This window comes from Amycolatopsis sp. NBC_01286, from assembly GCF_035982555.1.
Lineage (GTDB): Bacteria > Actinomycetota > Actinomycetes > Mycobacteriales > Pseudonocardiaceae > Amycolatopsis.
Genome location: NZ_CP108428.1, coordinates 5,353,876 through 5,377,539, shown reverse-complemented (window position 1 = coordinate 5,377,539; position 23,664 = coordinate 5,353,876). Strand labels below are relative to the sequence as shown.

The 23,664-nt window shown below is 71.5% G+C and carries 26 protein-coding genes; 6 read left to right on the top strand and 20 right to left on the bottom strand.

Going from position 1 to position 23,664, the window contains the following annotated elements; all coding sequences use genetic code 11:
- Nucleotide 1: 1 nt before the first annotated feature.
- The 11 genes from OG570_RS25855 to OG570_RS25805 all read right to left on the bottom strand — a co-directional run bounded on the left by OG570_RS25855 (nucleotide 2) and on the right by OG570_RS25805 (nucleotide 9,280).
- Nucleotides 2-667, bottom strand: coding sequence for a hypothetical protein (locus OG570_RS25855; RefSeq protein ID WP_326951868.1), 666 nt, complete (start codon nucleotides 665-667; stop codon nucleotides 2-4).
- A gap of 134 nt (nucleotides 668-801) precedes the next feature.
- Nucleotides 802-1,650 (bottom strand): DivIVA-like cell division protein Wag31, encoded by an 849-nt coding sequence (wag31, locus tag OG570_RS25850; RefSeq protein WP_247054541.1) that lies wholly within the window; start codon nucleotides 1,648-1,650, stop codon nucleotides 802-804.
- 52 nt (nucleotides 1,651-1,702) lie between these two features.
- Entirely contained in the window at nucleotides 1,703-1,978 is a 276-nt protein-coding gene (locus OG570_RS25845) for a YggT family protein (RefSeq protein ID WP_013224824.1), read from the bottom strand.
- A gap of 115 nt (nucleotides 1,979-2,093) precedes the next feature.
- Nucleotides 2,094-2,693 carry a cell division protein SepF gene (locus OG570_RS25840; protein WP_247054543.1) on the bottom strand — a complete coding sequence of 200 codons (600 nt, stop codon included), beginning with the start codon at nucleotides 2,691-2,693 and terminating at the stop codon, nucleotides 2,094-2,096.
- A gap of 97 nt (nucleotides 2,694-2,790) precedes the next feature.
- Nucleotides 2,791-3,519 carry a YggS family pyridoxal phosphate-dependent enzyme gene (locus tag OG570_RS25835; protein ID WP_326951597.1) on the bottom strand — a complete coding sequence of 243 codons (729 nt, stop codon included), beginning with the start codon at nucleotides 3,517-3,519 and terminating at the stop codon, nucleotides 2,791-2,793.
- Nucleotides 3,516-4,220 (bottom strand): peptidoglycan editing factor PgeF, encoded by a 705-nt coding sequence (gene pgeF, locus OG570_RS25830; RefSeq protein ID WP_326951867.1) that lies wholly within the window; start codon nucleotides 4,218-4,220, stop codon nucleotides 3,516-3,518. Before pgeF ends, OG570_RS25835 begins: the two co-directional genes overlap by 4 nt.
- Before the next feature lie 80 nt (nucleotides 4,221-4,300).
- The gene (ftsZ, locus tag OG570_RS25825) at nucleotides 4,301-5,605 is read right to left on the bottom strand and encodes a cell division protein FtsZ (RefSeq protein WP_247054548.1); all 1,305 of its coding nucleotides are present in this window, start codon (nucleotides 5,603-5,605) and stop codon (nucleotides 4,301-4,303) included.
- 298 nt (nucleotides 5,606-5,903) lie between these two features.
- Nucleotides 5,904-6,677, bottom strand: a complete 774-nt coding sequence (locus OG570_RS25820) for an anti-sigma factor (RefSeq protein WP_442788183.1) — start codon at nucleotides 6,675-6,677, stop codon at nucleotides 5,904-5,906.
- Nucleotides 6,674-7,288, bottom strand: coding sequence for an ECF RNA polymerase sigma factor SigK (gene sigK, locus OG570_RS25815; protein WP_326951865.1), 615 nt, complete (start codon nucleotides 7,286-7,288; stop codon nucleotides 6,674-6,676). Before sigK ends, OG570_RS25820 begins: the two co-directional genes overlap by 4 nt.
- A complete protein-coding gene (locus tag OG570_RS25810; protein WP_247064449.1) occupies nucleotides 7,281-8,015 on the bottom strand; it encodes a DUF1365 domain-containing protein in 735 nt (244 codons plus the stop codon). The genes sigK and OG570_RS25810 overlap by 8 nt, the downstream gene beginning before the upstream one ends.
- Nucleotides 8,009-9,280, bottom strand: coding sequence for an NAD(P)/FAD-dependent oxidoreductase (locus OG570_RS25805; protein ID WP_326951864.1), 1,272 nt, complete (start codon nucleotides 9,278-9,280; stop codon nucleotides 8,009-8,011). Before OG570_RS25805 ends, OG570_RS25810 begins: the two co-directional genes overlap by 7 nt.
- 82 nt (nucleotides 9,281-9,362) lie before the next feature.
- Between OG570_RS25805 and OG570_RS25800 the strand changes: the two genes are divergently transcribed.
- Nucleotides 9,363-10,634, top strand: coding sequence for a cyclopropane-fatty-acyl-phospholipid synthase family protein (locus OG570_RS25800; RefSeq protein ID WP_326951863.1), 1,272 nt, complete (start codon nucleotides 9,363-9,365; stop codon nucleotides 10,632-10,634).
- The gene (locus OG570_RS25795; protein ID WP_326951862.1) at nucleotides 10,634-11,410 is read left to right on the top strand and encodes a DUF1295 domain-containing protein; all 777 of its coding nucleotides are present in this window, start codon (nucleotides 10,634-10,636) and stop codon (nucleotides 11,408-11,410) included. The genes OG570_RS25800 and OG570_RS25795 overlap by 1 nt, the downstream gene beginning before the upstream one ends.
- Here OG570_RS25795 and OG570_RS25790 read toward each other — a convergent pair.
- On the bottom strand, nucleotides 11,397-11,903 hold the full coding sequence (locus tag OG570_RS25790) for a DinB family protein (RefSeq protein WP_326951861.1): 507 nt from the start codon (nucleotides 11,901-11,903) through the stop codon (nucleotides 11,397-11,399). The genes OG570_RS25795 and OG570_RS25790 overlap by 14 nt on opposite strands.
- An 85-nt stretch (nucleotides 11,904-11,988) precedes the next feature.
- Between OG570_RS25790 and OG570_RS25785 the strand changes: the two genes are divergently transcribed.
- Both OG570_RS25785 and OG570_RS25780 read left to right on the top strand, forming a co-directional pair.
- A complete protein-coding gene (locus OG570_RS25785; RefSeq protein ID WP_326951438.1) occupies nucleotides 11,989-12,447 on the top strand; it encodes a MarR family winged helix-turn-helix transcriptional regulator in 459 nt (152 codons plus the stop codon).
- On the top strand, nucleotides 12,434-12,868 hold the full coding sequence (locus OG570_RS25780; RefSeq protein WP_247054564.1) for an OsmC family peroxiredoxin: 435 nt from the start codon (nucleotides 12,434-12,436) through the stop codon (nucleotides 12,866-12,868). Before OG570_RS25785 ends, OG570_RS25780 begins: the two co-directional genes overlap by 14 nt.
- Before the next feature lie 282 nt (nucleotides 12,869-13,150).
- Here the strand turns inward: OG570_RS25780 and OG570_RS25775 are convergent, their stop codons facing one another.
- Nucleotides 13,151-13,696: a CGNR zinc finger domain-containing protein gene (locus tag OG570_RS25775; RefSeq protein ID WP_326951860.1), complete on the bottom strand. Its 546-nt coding sequence runs from the start codon at nucleotides 13,694-13,696 to the stop codon at nucleotides 13,151-13,153.
- A 77-nt stretch (nucleotides 13,697-13,773) separates the two neighbouring features.
- Between OG570_RS25775 and OG570_RS25770 the strand changes: the two genes are divergently transcribed.
- Both OG570_RS25770 and OG570_RS25765 read left to right on the top strand, forming a co-directional pair.
- A complete protein-coding gene (locus OG570_RS25770; protein WP_326951859.1) occupies nucleotides 13,774-14,949 on the top strand; it encodes an MFS transporter in 1,176 nt (391 codons plus the stop codon).
- 116 nt (nucleotides 14,950-15,065) lie between these two features.
- Nucleotides 15,066-16,049 (top strand): LuxR C-terminal-related transcriptional regulator, encoded by a 984-nt coding sequence (locus OG570_RS25765; RefSeq protein WP_326951858.1) that lies wholly within the window; start codon nucleotides 15,066-15,068, stop codon nucleotides 16,047-16,049.
- A gap of 10 nt (nucleotides 16,050-16,059) precedes the next feature.
- Here OG570_RS25765 and OG570_RS25760 read toward each other — a convergent pair whose 3' ends face one another.
- The 7 genes from OG570_RS25760 to murD all read right to left on the bottom strand — a co-directional run bounded on the left by OG570_RS25760 (nucleotide 16,060) and on the right by murD (nucleotide 23,663).
- Nucleotides 16,060-16,884, bottom strand: coding sequence for an NAD(P)H-binding protein (locus OG570_RS25760; RefSeq protein ID WP_326951857.1), 825 nt, complete (start codon nucleotides 16,882-16,884; stop codon nucleotides 16,060-16,062).
- A gap of 89 nt (nucleotides 16,885-16,973) precedes the next feature.
- The gene (locus OG570_RS25755; protein ID WP_326951856.1) at nucleotides 16,974-17,144 is read right to left on the bottom strand and encodes a hypothetical protein; all 171 of its coding nucleotides are present in this window, start codon (nucleotides 17,142-17,144) and stop codon (nucleotides 16,974-16,976) included.
- 262 nt (nucleotides 17,145-17,406) lie between these two features.
- Entirely contained in the window at nucleotides 17,407-18,249 is an 843-nt protein-coding gene (locus OG570_RS25750) for a cell division protein FtsQ/DivIB (protein ID WP_326951444.1), read from the bottom strand.
- A 4-nt stretch (nucleotides 18,250-18,253) separates the two neighbouring features.
- The gene (murC, locus tag OG570_RS25745) at nucleotides 18,254-19,651 is read right to left on the bottom strand and encodes a UDP-N-acetylmuramate--L-alanine ligase (RefSeq protein ID WP_326951855.1); all 1,398 of its coding nucleotides are present in this window, start codon (nucleotides 19,649-19,651) and stop codon (nucleotides 18,254-18,256) included.
- Complete coding sequence (gene murG, locus OG570_RS25740) at nucleotides 19,644-20,768, bottom strand: undecaprenyldiphospho-muramoylpentapeptide beta-N-acetylglucosaminyltransferase (protein ID WP_326951854.1); 1,125 nt, start codon at nucleotides 20,766-20,768, stop codon at nucleotides 19,644-19,646. The genes murC and murG overlap by 8 nt, the downstream gene beginning before the upstream one ends.
- Nucleotides 20,765-22,270 carry a putative lipid II flippase FtsW gene (gene ftsW, locus OG570_RS25735; RefSeq protein ID WP_326951853.1) on the bottom strand — a complete coding sequence of 502 codons (1,506 nt, stop codon included), beginning with the start codon at nucleotides 22,268-22,270 and terminating at the stop codon, nucleotides 20,765-20,767. The genes murG and ftsW overlap by 4 nt, the downstream gene beginning before the upstream one ends.
- Entirely contained in the window at nucleotides 22,257-23,663 is a 1,407-nt protein-coding gene (murD, locus tag OG570_RS25730) for a UDP-N-acetylmuramoyl-L-alanine--D-glutamate ligase (protein ID WP_326951852.1), read from the bottom strand. Before murD ends, ftsW begins: the two co-directional genes overlap by 14 nt.
- Nucleotide 23,664: the final 1 nt, after the last annotated feature.

The following is a 23,664-nucleotide window of genomic DNA, read 5'->3' as shown; positions in this document are numbered from 1 at the left end:
GTCAGCGGTGCGCGGCCACCAGCGTCGCGTCCGGGGCACAGCGAGCACACGGGGTGAAGCCCAGCTGCCGGGCTTCGCCGATGCCGATGGGAATGGTGTCGCGGGCGCCGACCCAGGTGCAGCCCCGGACGTGGTAACGGGGGTGCTCGTCGACGACGACGACCTCGTCCTCGAGGTCGGCCAGCAGCGCGATGTCCGCGTCCGACGTCGATTCCTCACCGGGTTCGGCGTCGTCCGGTTGTTTTTCCGCCACGGAAGCCGCGGACGCAGTCGTAGCGGCAGCGGGTGCCTCAGGAGACTCGGAAGTCTCGGCGGCAGGTTCTTCGGTGACGTCGGGTTCGGGCGTGTCGGCCGGATCCCCCAGCTCACCGGCGGCGGGAATGAGGACGGTTTGGTCCTCTTCGACCGGTTTCTCCGGCTCCTTGAACAGGCTCGGCTTCGCGTCGGACGCCGGTTCCGCCTGCTCCGAAGGCTCGACGACGGAAGCAGGCGAGGCGGCGGGCGTCGCGGATCGCCGGCGACGGCGCAGCCAGTCGACGACGAGGATCACCCCGGCGAGCACCGAGAGGCCGATGGAAACCCACGCCCACAGCGAAGAAGCCGTGATGAGCGCGGAGACGAGCAACCCCAGAGCCGCCAGTACCAGTACCAGCACGATGTAGAGCACGGTGAATTACAGCATGAACGGGCCGGGTTCGGTCCACGACCCGCCCACGTGCGGTACCGGATCGACTCCTGACCGTGGCAGAACCCCGCCGGCGCCGCAGAACTGCCGGCGCCGGCGGGGTGTGCCCGGAGAAATCAGCCCGCTTCGGCCCGGGGGCCGAACGAGTAGCCCTGGCCGCCACTCGACGATCCGGACGACTGCCCGGAGTTCGAGGAGGCCGAGGCCGGTGCGGCGGAGCCGCGGTCGTCGAGCTCGCGCAGCTGGGACTCGAGGAACCCGCGCAACCTCGTGCGGTACTCCCGCTCGATGGTGCGCAGCTCTTCGATCTTCTTGCCCAGCCCGCCCTTCTCGGAGTTCAGGCTGTTCATCGTCTCGGTGTACTTGCGCTGCGACTCGCGTTCCAGCGTGGTGGCCTTGTCGCGCGCCTGGCGCTCCAACGTCTCCGCACGGGTCCGCGCGTCGTTCAGCATCGTGTCGACGCGCGTGCGCGCCTCGTTGACCATCGAGTCGGACTTCGCCCGGGCGTCCGAGAGCAGCTGCTCGGACTTGGTGCGGGCCTCGGCCAGCATCCCGTCGGACTCGGTCTTCGCCTCGGCGGTCAGCCGGTCGGCCATCTCCTGGGCGAGCCCGAGGACCTTGGCCGCCTGCACGTTGGGCTCGCCGCTGTCGGCCACCATCGAGTGGGCCTGGGTCTGCTCCATCGCGGACGCCGGCGGCGGCACCGGCGCGAGACGCCGGGACGGCTCTTCCCGCATCGGGGGCTGTGCGGACTTCGCGCTGTCGAGCTCGCTACGAGTCGATTCGAGCTCGGCGTCGAGCTGCTCCATCTGCTGGCGCAGCTCGTTGTTGTCCTCGATCAAGCGGGCCAGCTCGGTCTCCACCAAGTCGAGGAACGCGTCCACCTCGTCCTCGTTGTAGCCCCTCTTGCCGATGGGCGGCTTGCTGAACGCGACGTTATGCACGTCAGCGGGGGTCAACGACATCAGATCACCTCACGCACTCCATGGCCTGCAGGGTCCACCCAAGTCTCCCCGATCAACTTGGAGTCGCCAGTTGCATCGCGAAGAACACAACCAACAGCAGAACCATAATCGATAAGTCCAGTCCGACGCCGCCGATCCGCACCATCGGGATGATTCGCCTGAACAGGCGAACCGGCGGGTCCGTCACTGTGTAGATGGTCTCGAGCGTCACCGCAACCCCTCCGGCCGGGTGCCACTCCCGTGCAAAGGTGCGGACGAGTTCGACCACGATACGTGCCGTCAGCAACAGCCAAAACGCGAACAGCACGTACCAGACGACCAGCCACACAGCTTCCACGTACCTACTCTAACCGGGCGTCCTCGTCGAAGACGCAGTTGAGGGGGTCGACGCGGCATCGGGTCGACAAAATCACGTTTGCTTGCGCTCAGCGGTCCGCGCGACTTCAGCCGCGCAGAAACAATCCGCCCTCGGCAATCCGCCGACGGTCCTCCGCGGTCACGTCCACATCGGGCGGTGAGAGAAGGAACACCTTGTTGGTGACCTTGTCCATCGACCCGCGCAGCGCGAAAGCGAGCCCGGCGGCGAAGTCCACGAGCCGCTTGGCGTCCGCGTTGTCCATCTCGGTGAGGTTCATGATCACCGGGATGCCCTCGCGGTAGTGCTCGCCGATGGCGCGCGCTTCCGCGTAGCTGGTCGGGTGCAGCGTCGTGATCCGGCTCAAGGGGTCACGCACCGGCTGGCGCACGACCGGCTCGGTGACCGGTCGCAGGCGCGCCACGGGCTCCGGCTGCCGGTCCATGGCGAGCGCGCCGTGGACCGCGGGCTCCGACCCGGGCACGGAGCGTGAACGGGCTCGGCTGACGGGCTCGTCGTACGTGTCCTCGCTGTCGCGGTACCGTGAGCGCGACCGAGGAGCAGGCTCCTCGTAGGAGTCGTACTCGTCGTCCGCGTAGCCGCGTCGATAATCTTCTTCGACGTCGTAACCGTCGTCGTCAGCGGGCACCATCCCGAAGTAGGCCTTCAGCTTCTGCAGCGCGCTCATGCCTCTCCCTAGCCCTAGCCGCTCCCGCACCAACGCTTCTCCACGCCGTCAGTGCCCCGTATGGACGACCACTAAACGTGACCGGCACACGAGCTCCCTACGGCGAGGCTAAACCGCGCCCGCCGAGCAGTGCGGTTCCGACACGCACACAGGTTGAGCCGTGCGTGATCGCCTGCTCGAGATCATGGCTCATCCCGGCGGAGACTTCTGCGGCATTCGGGTGATCTTTTCGGAGGCTTTCCGCCGCGCGGGCGAGCTTCTCGAAGGCTTCCCCGGGATCGGCGCCGAGCGGCGCGACGGCCATCAGGCCACGAAACCGCAGTTCACCCGTGTGAGTTACGTGCTCGGCGAGTGCCGCGAGCTCGCCGAGCGGGCAGCCGCCGCGCTCGGTGTCGTCGTCGAGGCTCGCCTGGATCAGGACGTCGAGCGGTTCGTCACGTTTACCGGCGTAACGCGCGGTGTGCACGGCCTTGGCGAGCGCGTCGGCGAGCCGGGCCGAGTCGACCGACTGCACTTCGTGCGCCCACTCCACCACGGACCGGGCCTTGTTCCGCTGCAGCCGGCCGACCATGTGCCACCGCAGCGCGGACCCGGGGCGCAGTTCGGCGACCTCGGCCGCCTTCGGCCCGGCCTCCTGGTCGCGGTTCTCGCCGACGTGGGTGACACCGAGGTCGGCGAGCAGCGCGGCGTCCGACGCCGGGAAGGTCTTGGTCACGGCGATCAGCCGGACCTCGTCGCGGGCCCGCCCGGCGGCGCGGCACGCGGCCGCGATCCGCGCCTCGACCTCGGCCAGGTTCGCGGCCAGCTCGGCCTTGCGGTCGGTCATGCCTCGATCCAGGTGATGCCCGCGAGCCGCCCGGTCGTCCCGTCGCGCCGGTAGCTGAAGAGTGTCTTGTCCTCGTTCGTGCACCGCGGGTCGACGCCGATCTTGCCGACGCCCAGGCCGGCGAGCTGCTGCCAGAGCCCGGCACGCAGGTCGAGACCGGGCGTGCCCTTGCGGGTCTTGCAGGCGGTGCCGGGGACGTGCTTCTCGACGTCGGCGGCCATCGCGGCCGGCACCTCGTAGCAGTCGCCGCAGATCGCCGGGCCCAGCAGCGCTTCGATCCGCTGCGGCTCGGCGCCCACTTCGCGCATCGCCGCCACGGCGGCCGGGACGACGCCGACGCGGGTGCCGACGCGGCCCGCGTGCACCGCCGCGACCACCCCGGCCTCGGCGTCGGCCAGCAGGATCGGGACGCAGTCGGCGACGAGCACCACCAGCGCGACGCCCGGCGTCGCGGTCACCAGCGCGTCGGTCGCCTCGGCGGCCGCGGTCTCCGAGCCGTCCACAGTGGTCGCCGTCCGGCCGTGGACCTGCTCCATCCAGGCCAGCTTGTCCTCGGCCAGGCCCAGCTCGGCCGCGAGCCGCTTGCGGTTCGCGTAGACGTCACCGTCGTCGTCGCCGACGTGGTCCCCCAGGTTGAACGTGTCGTACGGCGGCCGTGACGCGCCGCCCGCCCTGGTCGTGACCACTCGCCGAACCCGCATGGTGCCATCCTCCCAAACGCCGTGAAGGCCTCCTTCCCGGCCTTTAGAGCCGGTAAGGAGGCCTTCACGGACCACAGTTTCTAGCGCCGCATGAACGGCGGCACGTCGACCTCGTCGTCCGACGGGTCGTCGTGCACCGGCATGGCGCGCCCGGGCAGGCTGCCCTGGGTCGCGTTGGAGCCCATCGGCGAGTAGCCGCGCGAACCGCCGCCGGGCTGCGGGAGCCCGCCGGTGTTCTGGCCGCCGGCCGACGGCAGCGGCGTGTGCGACCGCGGCGGCGCGACCGGGTAGCCCGAACCCGAGGCGGACGGCACCGGGGTGGCCCCCGAAGGCGGCCCCTGCTGGTTCGAGACCTGCCCGGCCGAGGCCGACGCCGTGCCCGCGCCCTGGCGCGAGCCGGAGCCGAAGGTCGACGGGTCGAGCTTCTTGTGGGTCGGCGCGCCGGCGTCGAAGCCGGCCGCGATCACCGTGACGCGCACCTCGTCGCCGAGCGAGTCGTCGATGATCGTGCCGAAGATGATGTTCGCGTCCGGGTGCGCGGACTCCTGCACCAGTGACGCCGCTTCGTTGATTTCGAACAGGCCCAGATCCGAACCACCCGCGATCGAAAGCAGTGCGCCGTGCGCACCATCCATGGAGGCTTCGAGGAGGGGCGAGTTGATCGCCTTCTCCGCGGCCTGGATGGCTCTGCCTTCACCGCGTGCGCTCCCTATACCCATCAGGGCGGAGCCCGCGCCGGACATGACGCTCTTGACGTCGGCGAAGTCGAGGTTGATCAGGCCCGGGGTGGTGATCAGGTCGGTGATGCCCTGGACGCCGGAGAGCAGCACCTCGTCCGCGGAGCGGAACGCGTCCATCAGCGAGACGCCGATGTCGCCGAGCTGCAGCAGCCGGTCGTTCGGGATCACGATGAGGGTGTCGCACTCGTTGCGCAGCGACTGGATGCCGTCTTCGGCCTGCTTGCCGCGGCGCTTGCCCTCGAAGGTGAACGGGCGCGTCACGACGCCGATGGTCAGCGCGCCCAGCTTGCGGGCGATCTGCGCCACGACCGGGGCGCCACCGGTACCGGTGCCACCGCCTTCGCCGGCCGTCACGAACACCATGTCGGCGCCCTTGATGACCTCTTCGATCTCTTCACGGTGGTCTTCGGCGGCCTTCTGGCCGACCTCGGGGGCGGCGCCCGCGCCGAGGCCACGGGTCAGCTCGCGGCCGATGTCCAGCTTGACGTCGGCGTCGGACATGAGCAGTGCTTGGGCGTCGGTGTTCACCGCGATGAACTCGACACCCTTGAGGCCGACCTCGATCATGCGGTTCACGGCGTTCACGCCGCCACCGCCGATGCCGACCACCTTGATCACCGCAAGGTAGTTGTGCGGGGGCGTCATCGAAGTCCGCCTTCCTGATCGTTGTGCCCGTACAGCCCGCCGGCCGGTGATCAACTCTCAACCTAAACCCCAGATTGAGAGTTATGTCAACCGCCGACGTTAGGCAGGACGGTAGGCACCAGGCAGGCTCTAATCCAGTAGGCACGCCGTGTGTCGCAAAGGTGTTTTGCCACAACACGTTCGTGCGCGCAAGAGCGAGGAGCCGGAAGTGGCCCCCGCGCCCGGTCTGCTATGGCCCGCGAACAGGCCCGGAACAGCCCCGGATCAAACCGCAGATCAGCCCCGGATCAGGCGCGGATCAGGCCGGCATCGGCATGACCAGCGCGATGGTCGACGACGGTGCCCCGGTCGTCGATCCCCCGGTCTGCTCGACGCTCAGCCCGACCTGCTCGGCGCCGCCGATGCCGTCCGCGACCACCAGGGAGCCGTCCTCGGCGCCGGTGATCAGCCCGGCCGGGCGCGGCGGGGTCGTGCCCGCCATCAGCCAGGCCTGGTAGACGTGCCCTTCGGTGGGCGCGGGCAGGCCGGCGTCCATCACCATCACGCGGTTGAGCGAGCGCGACGCGATCACCGTGGCACCGCCGCCGAGGGGCGACGTGCCGTGCCCGGTCTTCGCGTCCGGCGCCGAGAGCAGCGCCGCCACCGGCGCGTACTGCGCCTTCGCCTGGTCGAGCTGGGTCTGCGCGGTCTGCAGCTCCTGCTGCTGGGTCAGCGCGATCCCGCCGAACACCCCGCCCGCGGCGAGCCCGACGACGGCCGCGGCGGCCGCCGTGAGCACGGCCCAGCGCGGGGCGCGCCCCGACCGGCGGTGCCGCTCGGGCGAGCCGGGCCGGGTGCGCGGCGGCAGCTGGCGGGTCGCGTGCATGGCCACCATGACGCGGTCCTTGAACTCCGGCGGCGGCTCCTCGGCCATCGCCGCGCCGAGGCGGGCCGCGGTCGCGCGCAGCTCGGCGACCTCCTGCGCGCACGACTCGCACTGCTCGAGGTGGCGTGAGAACTCCGCGCGCTCGATGTCCGACACGGCGTCGAGCGCGAACGCCCCCGCCAGCGTGTGCATCTCCGGTGTGCTCACGCGGTCACCCCCAAACAGTCCCGCAGGCGGATCAGGCCGTCCCGCAACCGCGTCTTGATCGTTCCTTGCGGCGTCGACAGCACTTCGGCCACCTCGCGATAGGTGTAGCCCTGGTAGTAGGCCAGCAGCACGGACTCGCGCTGCAGGTCGGTGAGGAAGGACAGGCACCGGCGGACCTGGGAGCGTTCCAGGCTCGCGGTGACGGATTCGGCCACCTCGTCGAACGGGCGGCCGCGGGCGGCTTCGAAGGTCGCCTTCTGCTCGCGCTCGGTGCTGGCGCGCGCCGAGCGGACGCGGTCGACGGCGCGGCGGTGCGCCAGCGTCATCGCCCAGTTCAGCGCGGAGCCCTTCTCGGGCGAGTAGCGCGTCGCGGTGCGCCAGAGCTCGACGAGCACCTCCTGCGCGACCTCTTCGGACTGCGCGGAGTCACGCACGATCCGGCGGACGAGCCCGAAGATCGGCCCGGAGAACTGGTCGTAGAGCAGCTCGAACGCCCGCTCGTCGCCCTTGGCGACGCGCACCATCAGCTCCTCGGCGCTGGGGCCGGTCTGCCCCTCGGGTTCGTCCGCGGGCACGGGGGCCATGTGGCGCTGGCGAGCCGCCTCATCCATGCAGCTGTCCTCCGGCGTTCTGCGGGGTGCGCGGGATGACCGGCGCCTTCCGCAGCCACAGGGCGATCCCGTGGCGACGGATCAGCGCGGACACCCGCTGCGGCAGCAGGGGCCGGGCCAGGACCAGCCGGGCCAGCCACCGCGGGCTCGCCGGGCGGCGAACTCCCCGAAGCGTAGCGACCAGTGGTGTGGTGCCCCCGCGGCGCAACGCCACCGTGAGGTCGAGCAACGCTTCCGGGTGGGGCAGGCGCATCCGGTACTCGCCGTCCATCTCCTGGAACGGCGAGACGTAGAACTCCTTCTCCGCGCGCGCGAGCCCGGCCTCGTCCGGGTGCAGCAGGTAGGCGTGCCGGCCGCCGTAGGTGTTGTGCACCTCGGCGACGACGCACTCGAGCGTGCCGTCGGGACCGTGGCACCAGTAGACGCTGATCGGGTTGAACACGTACCCGAGCACGCGCGCGGCGGCCAGCATCACGACCTTGCCGCCGCGCAGGTCCACCCCGCGCTCCGCGAGCCACCCGTCGAGCTTCTCCCGGATCCCCCGGTCGTCGCCGGCCACGAAGTGGTCGCGGCGGTCGAAACCGGCGAACGGGCGCGCCCACCACGGCAACCGCGGCGGCGCGTCGAGGTCGACCAGCCACAGGTACACGCGGTGCGCGAAGGCGTGCGGCGGGTCGATCCGGCGCACGTGCGCGACGGTGGCGTCGTAGAGCGCGGTCGTCACCAGGTGACTCCCAGGGTTTCGGCGGCCCGCGCCCCGGAGGCGCAGCCGTCTTCGTGGAAGCCCCAGCCGTGGTAGGCACCGGCGTAGGCGATCACGCCGTCGTTCAGCTCGGGCAGCCGCCGTTGCGCCGCAACGGCTTCCGGCGTGTAGACCGGGTGCTCGTAACGCATCTTGGCGACCAGCCCGGTCCGGCCCGTGCCCTCGCCCGGGTTGAGCGTGACGACGTACCCGGTCGGCTCGTCCAGCTGCATCAGGCGGTTCATGTCGTAGCTGACCTGAACCGCGCCGGTCGGCGCGCCGCACTCGGGGGCCCGGTAGTTCCAGCCCGCGCGGGCGTCGGCCAGCGACGGCAGCACGCTGGTGTCGGTGTGCAGCCAGGCCTCGTTCTCCGAGTAGCGGAACGCGCCGAGCACGTCGCGTTCGGCGTCGGACGGGTTGGCCAGCAAGGAAAGCGCCTGATCCGCGTGCGTGGCGATGACGACCCGGTCGACGCGGTGCGGGGTGTCGGCGTCGTCGCGGATCTCGACGCCGCCGCCCGCGGTCCGCAGCACCGACCGCACCGGCGTCGACAGGTGCACGGCGGTGAGCTGCTTGGCCGCGCGTTCGACGTATTCGCGGGAGCCGCCGACGACCGTCCGCCAGGCGGGCGAGTTCTTGACGCTCAGCATGCCGTGGTTGCGGAGGAACTCGAACAGGTAGCGCGCCGGGTACCGCAGGGTGTCGCTGCGGTCGGCGGACCAGACCGTCGAGACCACCGGCAGCATGAAGTGGTCGACGAAGTAGCGGGAGTAGCCGCCGATGGCGAGGAAGGCGCCGAGCGTCACATCACCGGCGTCCTTCGCCTCCAGCAGCCGCTTCGCGTGGCGGTGGAACCGCTTCACCTCGGCGAGCATGCGCACGTAGCGCGGGCGGACGACGTTGCCGCGCTGGGCGAACAGCCCCGGCAGCCCCTTCGCGCCGGCGTACTGCAGGCCGCAGCCGTCGCAGCGGATGCTCATCGACATCTCGGTGTCGCGCGTCTGCACGCCGAGCTCGCCGAACAGCCGCAGCAGCGTCGGGTAGGTGCGCTCGTTGTGGACGATGAACCCGGAGTCCACGCCGATGGTGCCGCCGTGGGCGCTGGGCACGTCGTGGGTGTGCGCGTGCCCGCCCAGCCGGTCGTCGGCCTCGAACAGCAGGACCTCGTACTTGCGTTGCAGCAGGTAGGCGGCAGTCAGTCCGGCCACCCCGCTGCCGATGACGGCGATGCGTTCTCCCGTGATCTCCACACCGGTACTTCGCCGCCGCCGCCGATGTGGATTGGATGAGCGCGGCACCAATCCACCGCGCAGCAGGGAGCGAATCCCGGACATGCCGAACAGCACCGCGCACCGCCTCGCCTCGTTCGCCGAAAAGCTCCTCGGCGGGCAGCTCCCCATCGGCCTCCGGACGTGGGACGGAACCCGCGCCGGACCAGTGGACGCGCCCACCGTGGTACTGCGCAACCGCCGCGCCCTCCGCCACCTGCTCTTCGCGCCGGGTGAGCTGGGTCTCGCCCGCGCCTACGTCACCGGTGACCTCGACGTCGAAGGCGATCTCGCCGACGGCTTCCGCCGCATCTGGTCCCTCACCCGCGCGGGTGAGCTCAAGCGGGTGAAGCTGGGCCCGCGCGAGTGGGCGGAGGCCGCCAAGCTCGCCGGTGCGCTCGGCGTCATCGGCCTGCCCCCGAAGCCGCCCGCCGAGGAGGCCCGGCTGTCCGGGAAGCTGCACAGCCTGCTGCGCGACAAGTCCGCCATCGCCCACCACTACGACCTGGGCAACGCCTTCTACCAGCTGCTGCTGGACGACTCGATGGCCTACTCCAGCGCGTACTTCACCTCCGACGAGCCGGGCTACGGCCTGGCGGAGGCGCAGTCCGACAAGCTGGAGATGATCTGCCGCAAGCTGGGCCTGAGCCCGGGCATGCGGCTGCTCGACGTCGGCTGCGGCTGGGGCTCGCTGCTGGTCCACGCGGCCAAGCACCACGGCGTGCACGCCGTCGGCATCACGCTCTCGGCCGAGCAGCTGCAGCACATCCGCGGCCGCCTCGCCCAGCACGACCTCGAGGACCGCGTCGAGGTCCGGCGCCAGGACTACCGCGAACTGCCGGACGCGCCGTTCGACGCGGTGGCGTCGATCGAGATGGGCGAGCACGTCGGGGAGGTCAACTACCCGGCCTACGCCGCGACGCTGCACAAGATGGTCAAGCCCGGCGGGCGCGTGCTGATCCAGCAGATGTCCCGCGGCAACGTCGCCCCCGGCGGCGGCGCGTTCATCGAGCGCTACATCGCGCCCGACATGACCATGCGCCCGGTCGGCCGGACCGTCGAACACCTCGAAACCGCCGGGCTCGAGGTGCGTGACGTCCACGCGATGCGCGAGCACTACGTCTGGACGGTACGGGCCTGGGCCGACACCCTGGAGGAGAACTGGGCCGACGTCGTCGCGCTCATCGGGGAGTCCGGCGCGCGGGTGTGGCGCCTGTACCTGGTGGGCGGGGCGCTGGCGTTCGAGGAGAACCGGATGGGTGTGGACCAGATCCTGAGCGTGCGACCGGACGTCAACGGCGTCAGCGGCATGCCGGCGACCCGGGAGTGGAACTGATGCCCCTGGGCGGCACGTTGCTGGTCACCGCCGGCGTCACGGTCGTGGCGGTGGTGGTGACCTTCGGGATCGCGCGGGCGCGCAAGCGCTACGACACGATCGACACGTTCTGGGGGCTCGGCTTCGCGATCGTCGTGCTGGCCGCGTTCCCGTTCGGCGACGGGCCGCTGCCGCTGCGGCTGGTGGTGACGGCGCTGACCGTCGTGTGGGGCGTGCGCCTGTCGGCGCACCTGCACCTGCGCAACCACAAGCTGCCGGAGGACCCGCGGTACGTGCGGATGGCCAAGCACGCTTCGCCGGCGAAGATGTTCGTGCGTGTGTACCTGGTGCAGGCCGTGGTGCTGTACTTCGTGTCGTTGCCGGTGCAGTTCGCGCAGTACGGCACGGGCATCGGCGTGCTGGGCTGGCTCGGCGTCGCCGTGTGGCTGGTCGGGTTCGGCTTCGAGACGGTCGGCGACGACCAGCTGCGCCGCTTCAAGGCCGACCCCGGCAACAAGGGCAAGGTGCTCGACACCGGGCTCTGGCGCTACACGCGGCACCCGAACTACTTCGGCGACGCGTGCGTCTGGTGGGGCCTCTATCTCCTCGCGTGCTCGACGTGGCCGGGCGCGCTGACGATCCTCTCGCCGATCGCGATGACCTACACCCTGGCCCGCGGTACGGGGAAACCGTTGCTGGAGAAGGGAATGGCCCGTACGCGCCCGGCGTACGCGCACTACGTCGAGCGCACCAGCGGGTTCTTCCCCCTGCCTCCCAAGCGCGTCACTCCCCCGTGAGGCCGTCGGTCAGCTCGCGCAGCACGTCGAGGTGGCCGACGTGCCGGGCCGTCTCCTCGATCATGTGCGCGACGACCCACCGGACGTTGAACGTCTCGTCCTTGTAGGTCACCTGGTCCGCGAGGTCGTGCTTCGCGACGATCTCGCGGCTGCGGACGCACTGGGTTTCGTAGTCGGCGAGCAGCTGCTCCACCGTCGCTTCGGGCGCGACCCGGAACTCCGCGTCCGGGTCCTGCTCCAGCTTCTCCTCCCAGGTGTCGGGTTCGCCGTCGACGACCACGGCGAACCAGTACCACTCGTTGAGCGTGAGGTGCGCGAGCAGCCCGGCGACGGTCGTCAGCTCGCTCGGCAGGTGGACCCGCCGGGCCTGCTCGAGGCTCAGTCCGCCGCTCTTCCAGGCGACGGTGGCGCGGTGGTAGTCGAGCAGGCTGGTGAGGATCTCCCGCTCGCCGCCGGTGAGCGGGATCTTCGGGCGGTCCGGTCGTTCGGTCATGGCCGGGACTCTGCCAGAAGGGTCCGACACTTTTCGCGGGCCGAATACCTTGCGCACGATGTAATCGTGGACTAGGTTTGCGGGCGTGCCGGATGAGTTCTCGTTGGACGAGCAAGCCTGCTTCGCGCTGTACGCGGCGTCCCGGGCCGTGACGGACACGTACCGTCCCCTGCTCGGCGAGCTGGGCCTCACGTACCCGCAGTACCTGGTGCTGCTGGTGCTGTGGGAGTCCGGCGACCGGCCGGTCAAGGAGATCGGCGAACGGCTGCACCTGGACTACGGCACGCTTTCCCCGCTGCTCAAACGACTCGAGGCCAACGGACTGGTGACGCGGACGCGGCGGCCCGCCGACGAACGCACCGTGGTGGTCGGCCTGACCGAGGAGGGCCGGTCGATGCGCGAGCGCGCCACCGGCGTCCCCCCGGCCATCGGCTGCGCACTGGGCCTCGACGACACCGAGCGGCGACAGCTGATCGAAACCCTGCGGCGGCTGACGGAGTCGGCCGCCGCGTACCCACCTGGAGGCACCCATGCCCAGCCGTGACGCGACCACCCACTGGACCGGCGGACTGCAGAAGGGGAAGGGCGAGGTCACGCTGGACTCGTCCAACGCCGGCACGTTCTCCGTCTCGTTCCCGACCCGCGCGGGCAACCCGGACGGCCAGACGAGCCCCGAAGAGCTCATCGCCGCGGCGCACTCGTCGTGCCTCGCGATGAACCTGTCGGGCGTACTGGAGGCCGAGAAGCTGACGGCGGACTCGATCGACGTCAGCGCGGAGGTCACCCTCGGCCCGGCCGCCGGCGGCGGCTTCGAGATCAGCGGCATCGCGATCACCCTGCGCGCGGCGCTGCCCGGCGTGAGCGCGGAGAAGTTCGCGGAGTACGCGGAGACGGCGGAGAAGACGTGCCCGGTGTCGAAGGCCCTCGCGGGCACGACGATCACCCTGGACGCGGCACTCGTCTGAGGCGTTGTGAACGGCCGTCCCGCTCCGGCGGGGCGGCCGTTCGCCGTCAGTGGGCGGCTGTGCGCCTCTTCAGACGAGCTTCCCGCGATCTGGACAACCACGACGACGCCAGGCTCGCCGAAGCCCGGGCTGACGGCATCGACACCAGGCAGCCGACGACGGCCTGGTCGGATCCGTCCCGGCACCCTCGCCGGTCGAGACTGGTCTCCCCGAGAGCTGAACCACAGCGGGCCTGCGTTGCGGGCGAAGGCAACTGTCGCGCGGCGGGGCGGCCGTTCGCCGTCAGTGGGCGGCTTTGGCTCGATAAGTCGACTTCTTCGCCTGGTTCCCGCAGACGTCCATCGAGCACCACCGGCGCGTTCCCGGCCTCGACGTGTCCAGGAACAGCGCCCCGCAGCGCGCGCCCGCGCAGTGGCGGAGCCGGTCGAACGCCGGGGAGGTCACCAGGTCCAGGGCGTCGCGGGCCAGCACCGAGAACATCGCCGACGCGGGATCCCCGGCGCGCCAACGGAGTTCGCCCGACGGGGTCAGCGCCGGCGCCGGGACCGGCGCCGCCGCGAAGCGGTTCAGGCGCTGGCGGATCGCCGGACGGCACGATGCGGCGCCGTCCGAGACCAGCTCGTGGATCGCCTCGCGCAGCACCCGGGCGTCGCGGACCGACTCCTCCGGCACGACGGCCTCTCCGAACTTGCCGAACTCCTCGATCCACGCACGCCAGGAAGCACCGTCCGGCAGCTCCTCCGTAGCATCGGACGTGCCGCGATACCGCAGCGTGCGCACGAAATCGAGGCACACCCTGCCCGCGCCCGACCGGAACCGCTCTGTCATGCACGTCACCATACCTCGGGAACCGGTTTGACTGGTACCGTCCGGGAACCGATCAAACCGGTTCCCGAGGGGTGACGATGACCGAGACGAAGCCGCAGCAGGAAGCACCGCCCGGCTGGCTGGTGCTGTTGCTGGCCGTCTCCTGTGGACTGACGGTCGCCAACCTCTACTACGCCCAGCCGCTGCTCGCCGAGCTGCGGCACACCTTCGGGGTCGGCGAGGCCGCCGCCGGCGGGATCGTCACCGCGACGCAGATCGGGTACGCCGCGGGCATGCTCCTGCTCGTCCCGCTCGGCGACCGGCTGGAGAACCGCACGCTCGTCTCGAGCCTGCTCGCCGTCACCTGCGCGGGGCTCGTCGGCACCGGCTTCGCGCCCGGGTTCGCCGTGCTGCTGCTGGCTTCCCTGCTCGTCGGGGCGACGTCGGTGGTCGTGCAGATCCTCATCCCGTTCGCCGCCGACCTGGCCCCCGACGCCATCCGCGGGCGGATCGTCGGACGCGTGGTGAGCGGGCTCGTGTTCGGCATCCTGCTCTCGCGCGTGATCGCCAGCCTGCTCGCGGAGGTCACCAGCTGGCGCGTGGTGTTCCTCATCTCCGCCGTGGCGATGGCCGTGCTCGCCGTCGTGCTGCGGTTCAGCCTGCCGAAGCGGGCGCCCAAGACCGACGTCGGCTACGGGCAGCTGATCCGCTCGACCCTGGCGATGGTGCGGAAACACCCCGCGCTGCGCCACCGCGCGCTCTTCCAGTCGGCGATGTACGGCGCGTTCAGCGCCTTCTGGACGACGATCGCGTTCGTGCTGACCGCCCCGCCGTTCAACTACTCCCAGCTGGGCGTCGGCCTGTTCGCCTTGGCCGGCGCCGGTGGCGCGCTGATCGCCCCGCTCGCCGGGCGCTGGGCCGACCACGGGCACGGCGCCCGGCTCACCACGACCGCGTTCATCGTGTGCGCGGCCGCGTTCGCGGTCGCCGGGCTCGGCGCGCACAGCGTCATCCTGCTGGCCATCGCCGCGATCGCGATCGACGCGGCGGTGCAGGCCACCCTGGTCGTCGGCCAGCACACGATCTACCAGCTCGACCCGTCGGCCCGCGCCCGCATCAACAGCATCTACCTGGCGACGTTCTTCGTCGGCGGCGCCATCGGTTCGCAGGCCGGCTCGATCGCCTACCACCTCGGCGGCTGGACGGCGGTCGCCGTGTTCGCCGGGGTGCTGCCACTGCTCGCCCTCGCCGGGATGACCCGCACCCGGCGCTGACGCAAAGTCACCGCAGCCCGGCGAATTTCCCCCGTTCTTGTCAGCGCATGGCCGCTGTCCGGGTATCGCGAAACTGCTACCGTACGCCCTTGGGCTGCTACCCAGGGGAGCGATCCATGACCCTCGCGGACCTCGGGCTCGACGCCACCGCCGAGCGCGCGTACCGCCATTGCCTGCGGGACAAGACGATGACCGCCGCCGGTCTCGCCGAAGCCCTGCACCTCGACCGCGCGGAAACCGCCGGGATCGTCCGCGAGCTCGTCCGGCTCGGGCTGGTCCGGCAGGTCGACGCGCAGACGTTCGAGGGGCTCGACCCGGCGATCGCCCTGGAGAACCTGATCTCGCTCGAGATCGCCCGGCTGCGGGACCAGGTCGGCCGGCTCGACGCGTGCCGGAGCCGGATCGGCCCGCTGTGCGAGGACTTCACCGCCGCCGCGCCCCGCGGGACCCGGCCGGACGTCCAGCACGTCCAGGGTCTCGACCGCGTCCGGGAGAAGCTCGACGAGCTGGCCTTCTTCGCCCGCAGGGAAATCATGGGCCTGCAGCCGAGCGGGCCGTGGAGCCCCGAGACGATCTCGGCCGCGCGGCCGCTCGACCTGCGCTGCCTGCGCCGCGGCGTCCGGATGCGCACGGTGGTGCGGGCCGAGATCCTCGACGACGAGCGGACCCGGTCGTACCTGCTCGACCTGTGCGCGCACGGCGCCGAGGTCCGCACGGCCGAAGGCGGCCGGCTCGAACGGCTGATCCTGTTCGACCGCACGGTCTTCGTCGCCCCGATCGACGCCGAGGACAGCAAGCGCGGCGCCGTCGTCGTATCCCAGCCGGGGCAGGTGGCGACCATGGTGAGCCTGTTCGAACGCGTCTGGCGGCAGGCGACGCCGGTGGGTGCCGCCGACCCGACCGCGCGCGCCGGCCTGAGCACCACCGAGAAGCAGGTGCTGGCGATCCTCTGCCAAGCGGACAAGGACGAGCTCGGCGCGCGCGAGATGGGCGTGTCGGTGCGGACGTTCCGCAAGCACGTCGCGGACGTGATGGCCAAACTCGGTGCGGCCAACCGGTTCCAGACCGCGTTGCTGGCCAAGGAACGCGGCTGGATCTGAGCGGGTTCCGTCAGGCGAAGTGCGCCCGGCGCGCGGCGACCCACTCGGCGTAGGTCGTTCCCGGGCGCCCCAGCAGTTCTTCGACGACGCCGGTCGGCACCTCTGGGGTGCGCGTGGTCGCTTCGAAACCGGTCAGCAGCCAGTCGGCGACCTCTTCCGGGACGCCGAAGCCGAGCCACCGCGCGCGTTGCTCGCCGGGAGTCAGCTCGCGGAACCGAACCTCCCTGCCCAGCACGGCTTCGAGCGTCGCGACCTGCCGGCGCAGGCTGATCGCCTCGGGTCCACTGAGGACATAGGTGGCGCCGACGTGCCCGTCGGTGGTGAGGACGCGCGCGGCGACCGCGGCGATGTCACCGAGGTCGATCGGCGTCTGCGTCGAGTCGCCGTAAGCCATGGCGACCTCGCTCCCGCGCACCATGCCGGCCCAGTCGAGGGTGTTGTTCATGAAGGACCCGGGCCGCAGGAAGGTTCGCGCGAACCCGGCCTGCTCGACCGCCGCTTCGACGGCGGCGTAGGCGTTGCCGCTGGAGGCTGCGTGCCCATCGCCGATGCTGCTGCCGGACAACGCGACGACCCGCTCGATACCCGCGCCGGCCGCCAGCTCGCAGAACCGCCGCACGGTCCGCGCCATCGGAGCCAGGTACACGGCGTCGACGCCCTTCAGCGGCAGCTCGTCCGGCCTGGCCAAGGAGCCGACGACCACCTCGGCCTCCTTCGGGAGGTCGGCCCGCGCGGGATCGACGGTCAACGCGCGCACGTCTGCACCGGCCGCCACCACTTCGTCCACGACCAGCCGCCCGACGCTGCCGGTCGCGCCGGTCACCAGGATCGTCATGATGCCCTCCTCGTTCTCGTATGCCGTACGAGATCGTACGACATACGGAAATTCGGCGCACACGAGTTGTCTGGATCAGCGAGAGGACGTCAATGCCGACGGGGCCACTTGAACGGCCACGACGGACGCACGGCGCGAACCAGGATCGCGAGGTCGCGGAGCCCTTTGGCGTCTCCGGTCTTGTGCACGATGAAAGCCGCGAGGCCGAGCACGGCGATGAAGGCGACGAGGGTGCACAGAGGCACCACCAGCAACAGCAAGACAACTCCACGACGACACACACCGGCCCCGGTGCCGGTGTCGCTGGTTCGAGTTGTATGTAGTTGCTGCGATTCACGTGAGCAGACGCCCCAAGACGAGCAGCAGGCCGGGTGCCGCTCGGCGCTGACGGCTAAGTCAGCGCAAGTGTTGGGCAGTGCTTCTGGGCGCTCCCCGTTAGGGGCGCAAATCACAAGTGACAAACTATACAGGCACGCTCGAACCGCCGATCCGCTACCTCAAATCGGTGCAGGGACACGGAAATCAGGACGTGATCGTCGGCAGCTCGGGGGCCGCGACGTCGTAGACCTTGCCCTCTTGGGTGAGCAGCGCCGCCAGGACCTTGGCCTTGCGGTCCGTCTGCTCCGCGGTCCCCCAGCGGACGATCTTGCCGCTCGACAGCGTGAACTCCACGCTCGCCGGGGTCTTGGCCGTCGCCGTTGTCACCTGCTTCAGCAGCTGCTCCGGGATCACGCCCAGGACCGCCGTCACCGCCCGGGTCACCGGGTCGTCCGCCGAGACCTTGGGCAGCTTCAGTTCCGGCAGGCCCGCCGGGCGGGCCGGGACAGTCTTGAAGACGACTCCGCCGCCGTCGACCAGGTGGACGCCGTCGCCGCCCGGGCCGCTGTCGAAGAACGCGATCGCCGTGCGCTCGGTCACCGTGATGTCGACCGTGTTCGGCCACGAGCGCGACACCTCGACCGTGGCGATGCCCGGCATGCCCGCCACCCGGTCGCGGATCTCGTCGGTGCTCAGCCGCAGCAGGGGCTTGTCGAGCGGGACCGCCGCCATCGCGCGGATCTGGTCGGCCGTCACCGTGCGCGAGCCCGTCACCGAGACGTCCTTCGCGCCGAGCATCGAGCTGAAGAACAGCAGGTAGACCAGCGCGACCAACGTCAGCACGCTCAGCAGCGCGACCCAGCGGCGCCGGATCTCGACGCGCCGGTTCGGGCGGGTGGCGCGGGCCCGGGCCTGCGGCCGCGTGGAGGCGGCGCGGGTCCGGCGGCGTTCCTCTTCGGACCGCCGGCCGCGCCGCTCCCGGGCCAGGGCAGCGCGATCCCGCTCGTCCTCTTCGGACGGACGGCGGCGCTGGCTGGTCGAACTCATGGCGTCAGCGCTTGTCCAGCTCGGCGAGGATCTCCGGGCCCAGCTGCGTGACGTCGCCGGCGCCCATGGTGACGACGAGGTCGTGGCCCTTCACCAGCCCGGCGACCAGTTCGGCCGCGACGTCGAAGGCGGGCTCGTAGTGCACCGGCACCGTCACCGCGTCCGCGATCAGCGCGCCGTTGACGCCCGGCTCCGGCTCTTCGCGCGCGCCGTAGACGTCCAGCACGACCACTTCGTCCGCCAGGGACAAAGCCGAAGCGAACTCCGCCGAGAACAGCTTTGTCCGCGAGTACAGGTGCGGCTGGAACACGACGACCACCCGGCCGGTCCCGGCCGCGGTCCGCACCGCGCGCAGCTGCGCGGCCACCTCGGTCGGGTGGTGGGCGTAGTCGTCGTAGACGCGGACGTCGCCGGAGCGGCCCTTGAACTCGAACCGGCGGCGCACGCCGCCGAACGCGGCGAGCCCGTCGGCCAGTTCGGCCGCGGGGGCGCCCAGCTCGAGCCCGGCCAGCAGCGCGGCGATCGCGTTGAGCGCCATGTGCTCCCCCGGCACCGCGACCCGGACGGACAGCTCCGAGCCGTCCAGGTCCAGGCGGACGACGCCGCCGTCCGGGGCCGGCGTGTAGTCGAGGATGCGGGCGTCGCCCTCACCGGTGACCGTGCGGCCGTAGCGCCGGACGCGGACGCCCAGCTCCGCGGCCTGGTCGCCCAGCTCGTCGGCCGCGGGGTCGTCACCGCAGACGATCAGCAGCCCGCCCGGCACGATCCGGCCGACGAACTCGGTGAACACCTTGGTGTAGGCCTCGGCGGTGCCGTGGTGGTCCAGGTGGTCCGGCTCGACGTTGGTCACGACCGCGACCGACGGCGAGTAGGTCAGGAACGAGCCGTCGCTCTCGTCGGCCTCGGCGACGAAGACGCCGCCCTCGCCGTGGTGGGCGTTGGCGCCGGACTCGTTGAGGTCGCCGCCGATGGCGAACGACGGGTCGAGCCGGCAGTGCTGCAGCGCCACGGTGAGCATCGACGTCGTCGACGTCTTGCCGTGCGTGCCCGCGATGCAGGCGACGCGGTGGCCTTCCATCAGACCGGCCAGCGCCTGCGCCCGGTGCAGCACCGGGATGCCGGCGGCGCGGGCCGCGGCCAGCTCGGGGTTGGTCTCCTTGATCGCCGTCGAGACGACGACCGCGGACGGCCGTTCGGCCAGCTCGTCGAGGTTCGACGCGGCCTGGCCGATGAACAGCTCGGCGCCCTGGGCCCGCAGCGACAGCAGCGCGCGCGACTCCTTGGCGTCCGAACCGGACACGAAAGCCCCGCGGGCCAGCAGGATCCGCGCGATCCCGGACATGCCGGCACCGCCGATCCCGATCAGGTGCGCGCGACGCAGTTCTTCGGGGAGCTCAGGCACCTGCGGCCTCCAGGACGATCTTGGCGAGCAGCTCGTCGGCCTCGCGGTGGCCCATGCCGACCGCGGCGGCGCCCATCTTGGCGACCCGGTCGGCGTCGACGGCCAGCGGGACGACCAGCTCGGCGATCTTCGCCGCGGTGAGGTCGGCGTCCTCGACCATCAGCGCCGCGCCGGCCGTGACGGCGGGGCGGGCGTTGGTCGCCTGCTCGCCGTTGCCGTGCGGCAGCGGGACGAACACCGCCGGCAGCCCGACCGCCGTCACCTCGGCGACAGTCATCGCGCCCGAGCGGCACACGGCGACGTCGGCCGCCGCGTAGGCCAGGTCCATCCGCTCCAGGTAGGGCACCGGCACGTACGCCGGCTTCCCCGGGAACTCCTGCACGACCAGGGTGTTCTTCGGGCCGTGCGCGTGCAGCACGCCGATGCCGGCGTCGGCCAGCTCCTTCGCCGCGCCGGACACCGCACTGTTGATCGACTGCGCGCCCTGCGAGCCGCCGAACACCAGCAGCGTCGGCGCGTCCGGGTCCAGCCCGAAGTACTCGCGGGCCTCGGCGCGCAGCGCGGCGCGGTCGAGGGAGGTGATCGACCGCCGCAGCGGGATCCCGACGACCTCGGCCTTGGGCAGCGGCGTGCCGGGGACGGCGACCGCGACGCGCGCGGCGAACCGGGCGCCGACCTTGTTGGCCAGGCCCGGCGACTGGTTGGCCTCGTGCACGACGATCGGGGTGCGCCCGCGCGCGGCCAGGTAGGCCGGAAGGGCGACGTACCCGCCGAAGCCGACGACGACGTCCGCGCCGACCCGCTCCAGGACCTCACGGGTCCTGCGCACCGAGTCGCGGACCTTCAGGGGCAGCCGCAGCAGCTCCGGCGTGGGCTTGCGGGGCAGCGGGACCGGCGGGATCAGCTCGAGGGTGTACCCGCGGGCCGGGACGAGCTTGTTCTCCAGGCCGCGCTCGGTGCCGAGCGCGACGACCGTCGCGTCCGGGCGCAGCCGCATGACGGCGTCGGCCAGGGCGAGGGCGGGTTCGATGTGTCCTGCGGTGCCACCACCGGCGACCACGACCACGGGCGCCCTGCCCGCGGCGGCTCGCTCGGTTCCCTTGACGGGCTTACTCACCAATGACCTCTCCGGTTCGCGGTACTCCGGGTACCACGGCTCGCTGTTGTCCGCGCGGCCGCGCGAGACGTGGCCGTGCTCGTCCGTGCCGCGCTGCGGCGCACCGGCTCGCGGACCGACTTGCGCCGTTCCTGCGCCGGGGCGGGCCGCGCCGCACGGGGCGCGGGCCTGGCCGCCTTCGCCCCGGCGCGCGCCGCCCCCTTGCGCGTGGCGGGCGGACGGTACGGGTCGGGCGCGGGCAGCCGCAGCAGACGTCCGAATTTACCCGGCCCCTGTGTCCGCAGCGCGGCCACCGCCTCCGGTTCGTGCCGGGCGGCGTTCGCGAGCACGCCCATGATGAGCATGGTGATCACCAGCGAGGTGCCGCCGTAGGAGATCAGCGGCAGCGTGACGCCGGTGACGGGCAGCAGGCCGACGACGTAGCCGATGTTGATGCCGGCCTGCGCCACGAGGAACACGGTGAGCGTGCCGGAGACGATCCGGATCCACGGGTCGATGTTGCGGGTGGCGATCCGCAGGCCCACGACGGCGACCCCGCCGAACAGGGCGAGCACGACGACGCAGCCGACCAGCCCGAGCTCCTCGCCGATCAGGGCGAAGATGAAGTCGTTCTGCACGTTCGGCAGGTAGCCCCAGTTGGACGCGCCCTGGCCGAGCCCCTTGCCGAGGAACCCGCCGTCGGCGAGCGCGAGCTTGGCCTGGTTGGCCTGGAAGCCGGCGGCGCTGGTGTCGGGGTCCGGCGAGAGGAACGACATGACGCGCGCGAGGCGGTAGGGCGCGATCAGCGCGAGCACGAGGACGCCGGCCAGGCCGCCCGCGAGGATGACGCCGAACAGCCGTTTCGGCGCACCGGCGAACCAGAGCAGGGCCAGCAGCACCACGGCGAGGGTGACCGTGCCGCCCAAGTCGGGCTGCAGCATGACCAGGGCGAACATCAGCAGCGCGATCGGCACCACGGGCACCAGCAGGTGCCGCCACTGGTGGATCACGTTGTACTTGATCACCAGGATGTGCGCGCCCCAGAACGCGAGCGCGACCTTCGCGGCCTCGACCGGCTGGAAGGTGAAGTCGCCGATCCGGAACCAGCCCTGCGAGCCGTTCACGGTCGAGCCCAGCGGGGTCAGGACCAGGACCAGCAGGCCGAGGCAGACGACCGTGGCGGTGGCCGACATCCGCCGGATCCGCTCGAGCTTGACCCGCATGCCCACCCAGAACACGACGCCGCCGAGCGCGACGAAGACCAGGTGCTTGGTGAACAGCGCGTACACGCCGCTGCCGGTCTTCGGGTCGTACGAGCCGACCGACGACGCCGAGAGCACCATGACGATGCCGATCACGGTGAGCACGCCGGTGAGGGCGAGCACGAGGTGGAAGGACGCCAGCGGGCGCGAAAGCCACGCGGTCAGCGCGGTCCGGAAGACGACGAAGCCGCTCTCCTTGCGCTCCCGGCGCGGCCGCTTCGGCGGTGGCTGCCGCTTCTTGGCCTGCTCAACTGCCGTCACTCGGCGCCCCCGCTGCGTCGTCGTGGAGGACGCGCACCGCGGCGGCGAACGCGTCGCCGCGCTCACCGTAGTTGCGGAACATGTCCAACGACGCCGCGGCGGGTGCGAGCAGCACCACGTCACCTGGCCGGGCCATCGCGCTGGCCGCACTCACCGCCGCAGTCATGGGTTCATGGTCACCCGGATGGAGGCTGTTCACCGGGACATCCGGCGCGTGTCGCGCAACCGCGGCGGCGATCACGGGTGAATCCACCCCGAGTAGCACAACTCCGCGCAGGCGGCCTGCGATGCTGCTCACCAGTTCGTCCACCGAGGCGCCCTTGAGCTGGCCGCCGGCGATCCACACGATGCTCTCGTGCGCGCGCAGCGACCCGGCGGCCGCGTGCGGGTTGGTCGCCTTCGAGTCGTTGACGTACCGGATGCCGGCGACCTCGGCGACCTCGACGGCCCGGTGCGGCGCCGGCTGGTAGTCGCGCAGGCCCTTCAGCACGGCGTCGGGCGTGACGCCGTGGGCGCGGGCCAGCGCGGCCGCGGCCAGCGCGTTCGAGACGTTGTGCGGGCCGGCCGGGCGGACGTCGGCGATCGTGGCCAGCTCCTCGGCGCTGACCGCCGGGTCGGCGGTGAAGGCGCGGTCGACCAGCAGGTCCTCGACCAGGCCGAGCTCGCCGGCGAACGGCGTGTCCAGCCGGAACGCGACGCGGCGGGCGCTCTCGGGCGCGTGCTCGTCGGCGATCCGCTTCGACCACTCGTCGTCGGCGTTGTGCACCACGACCTTGGCGTTGGCGTACGCGCGGCCCTTGGCGGCGCCGTAGTCGTCCATCGAGCCGTGCCAGTCGATGTGGTCCTCGGCGAGGTTCAGCACGACGGCGGCGTCCGGCGCCAGTGTCGAAGACCAGTGCAGCTGGAAGCTCGACAGCTCCACGGCCAGCACGGTGTACCCGGCCTGGACGGCGTCGAGCGCCGCGTAGCCGATGTTCCCGCACGCCACGGCGTGGGCGCCGGCGGCCCGCAGGATCGACTCGAGCATGCCCGCGGTGGTCGTCTTGCCGTTGGTGCCGGTGATGACCAGCCACGACGGCGGGTGCTCGCGCAGCTGCCCGACCCGCCAGGCCAGCTCGACGTCGCCGATCACCTCGACGCCCGCCTCGGCCGCGGCCACCAGCAGCGGCGACGTCGGGCGCCAGCCGGGGCTGGTGACGACGAGGACGACGTCGGACGGCGGCTCGGTCAGCCCGGGCACCAGCTCGGCGCCCAGGCCGTCCAGCTCGGCCAGGCGCTCGGCGTTGCCGTCCGTGACGGTGACGCGCGCGCCCAGCTCGACCAGCACGGGAACGATCGACTTGCCGGTCACACCGGCACCGGCGACCAGGACGTGACGACCGTCGATCTCCACG

Coding starts and splice junctions, on each gene's coding strand:
- sigK (WP_326951865.1), bottom strand. CDS start 7,288: ATGGATGAGGCGGCTCGCCAGCGCCACATGGCCCCCGTGCCCGCGGAC.
- pgeF (WP_326951867.1), bottom strand. CDS start 4,220: ATGCGGGTTCGGCGAGTGGTCACGACCAGGGCGGGCGGCGCGTCACGG.
- ftsZ (WP_247054548.1), bottom strand. CDS start 5,605: ATGACGCCCCCGCACAACTACCTTGCGGTGATCAAGGTGGTCGGCATC.
- OG570_RS25775 (WP_326951860.1), bottom strand. CDS start 13,696: ATGACAGAGCGGTTCCGGTCGGGCGCGGGCAGGGTGTGCCTCGATTTC.
- wag31 (WP_247054541.1), bottom strand. CDS start 1,650: ATGTCGTTGACCCCCGCTGACGTGCATAACGTCGCGTTCAGCAAGCCG.
- OG570_RS25770 (WP_326951859.1), top strand. CDS start 13,774: ATGACCGAGACGAAGCCGCAGCAGGAAGCACCGCCCGGCTGGCTGGTG.
- OG570_RS25765 (WP_326951858.1), top strand. CDS start 15,066: ATGACCCTCGCGGACCTCGGGCTCGACGCCACCGCCGAGCGCGCGTAC.
- OG570_RS25780 (WP_247054564.1), top strand. CDS start 12,434: ATGCCCAGCCGTGACGCGACCACCCACTGGACCGGCGGACTGCAGAAG.
- OG570_RS25840 (WP_247054543.1), bottom strand. CDS start 2,693: ATGAGCGCGCTGCAGAAGCTGAAGGCCTACTTCGGGATGGTGCCCGCT.
- OG570_RS25790 (WP_326951861.1), bottom strand. CDS start 11,903: ATGACCGAACGACCGGACCGCCCGAAGATCCCGCTCACCGGCGGCGAG.
- OG570_RS25795 (WP_326951862.1), top strand. CDS start 10,634: ATGCCCCTGGGCGGCACGTTGCTGGTCACCGCCGGCGTCACGGTCGTG.
- OG570_RS25750 (WP_326951444.1), bottom strand. CDS start 18,249: ATGAGTTCGACCAGCCAGCGCCGCCGTCCGTCCGAAGAGGACGAGCGG.
- OG570_RS25760 (WP_326951857.1), bottom strand. CDS start 16,884: ATGACGATCCTGGTGACCGGCGCGACCGGCAGCGTCGGGCGGCTGGTC.
- OG570_RS25835 (WP_326951597.1), bottom strand. CDS start 3,519: ATGACCGACCGCAAGGCCGAGCTGGCCGCGAACCTGGCCGAGGTCGAG.
- OG570_RS25800 (WP_326951863.1), top strand. CDS start 9,363: ATGCCGAACAGCACCGCGCACCGCCTCGCCTCGTTCGCCGAAAAGCTC.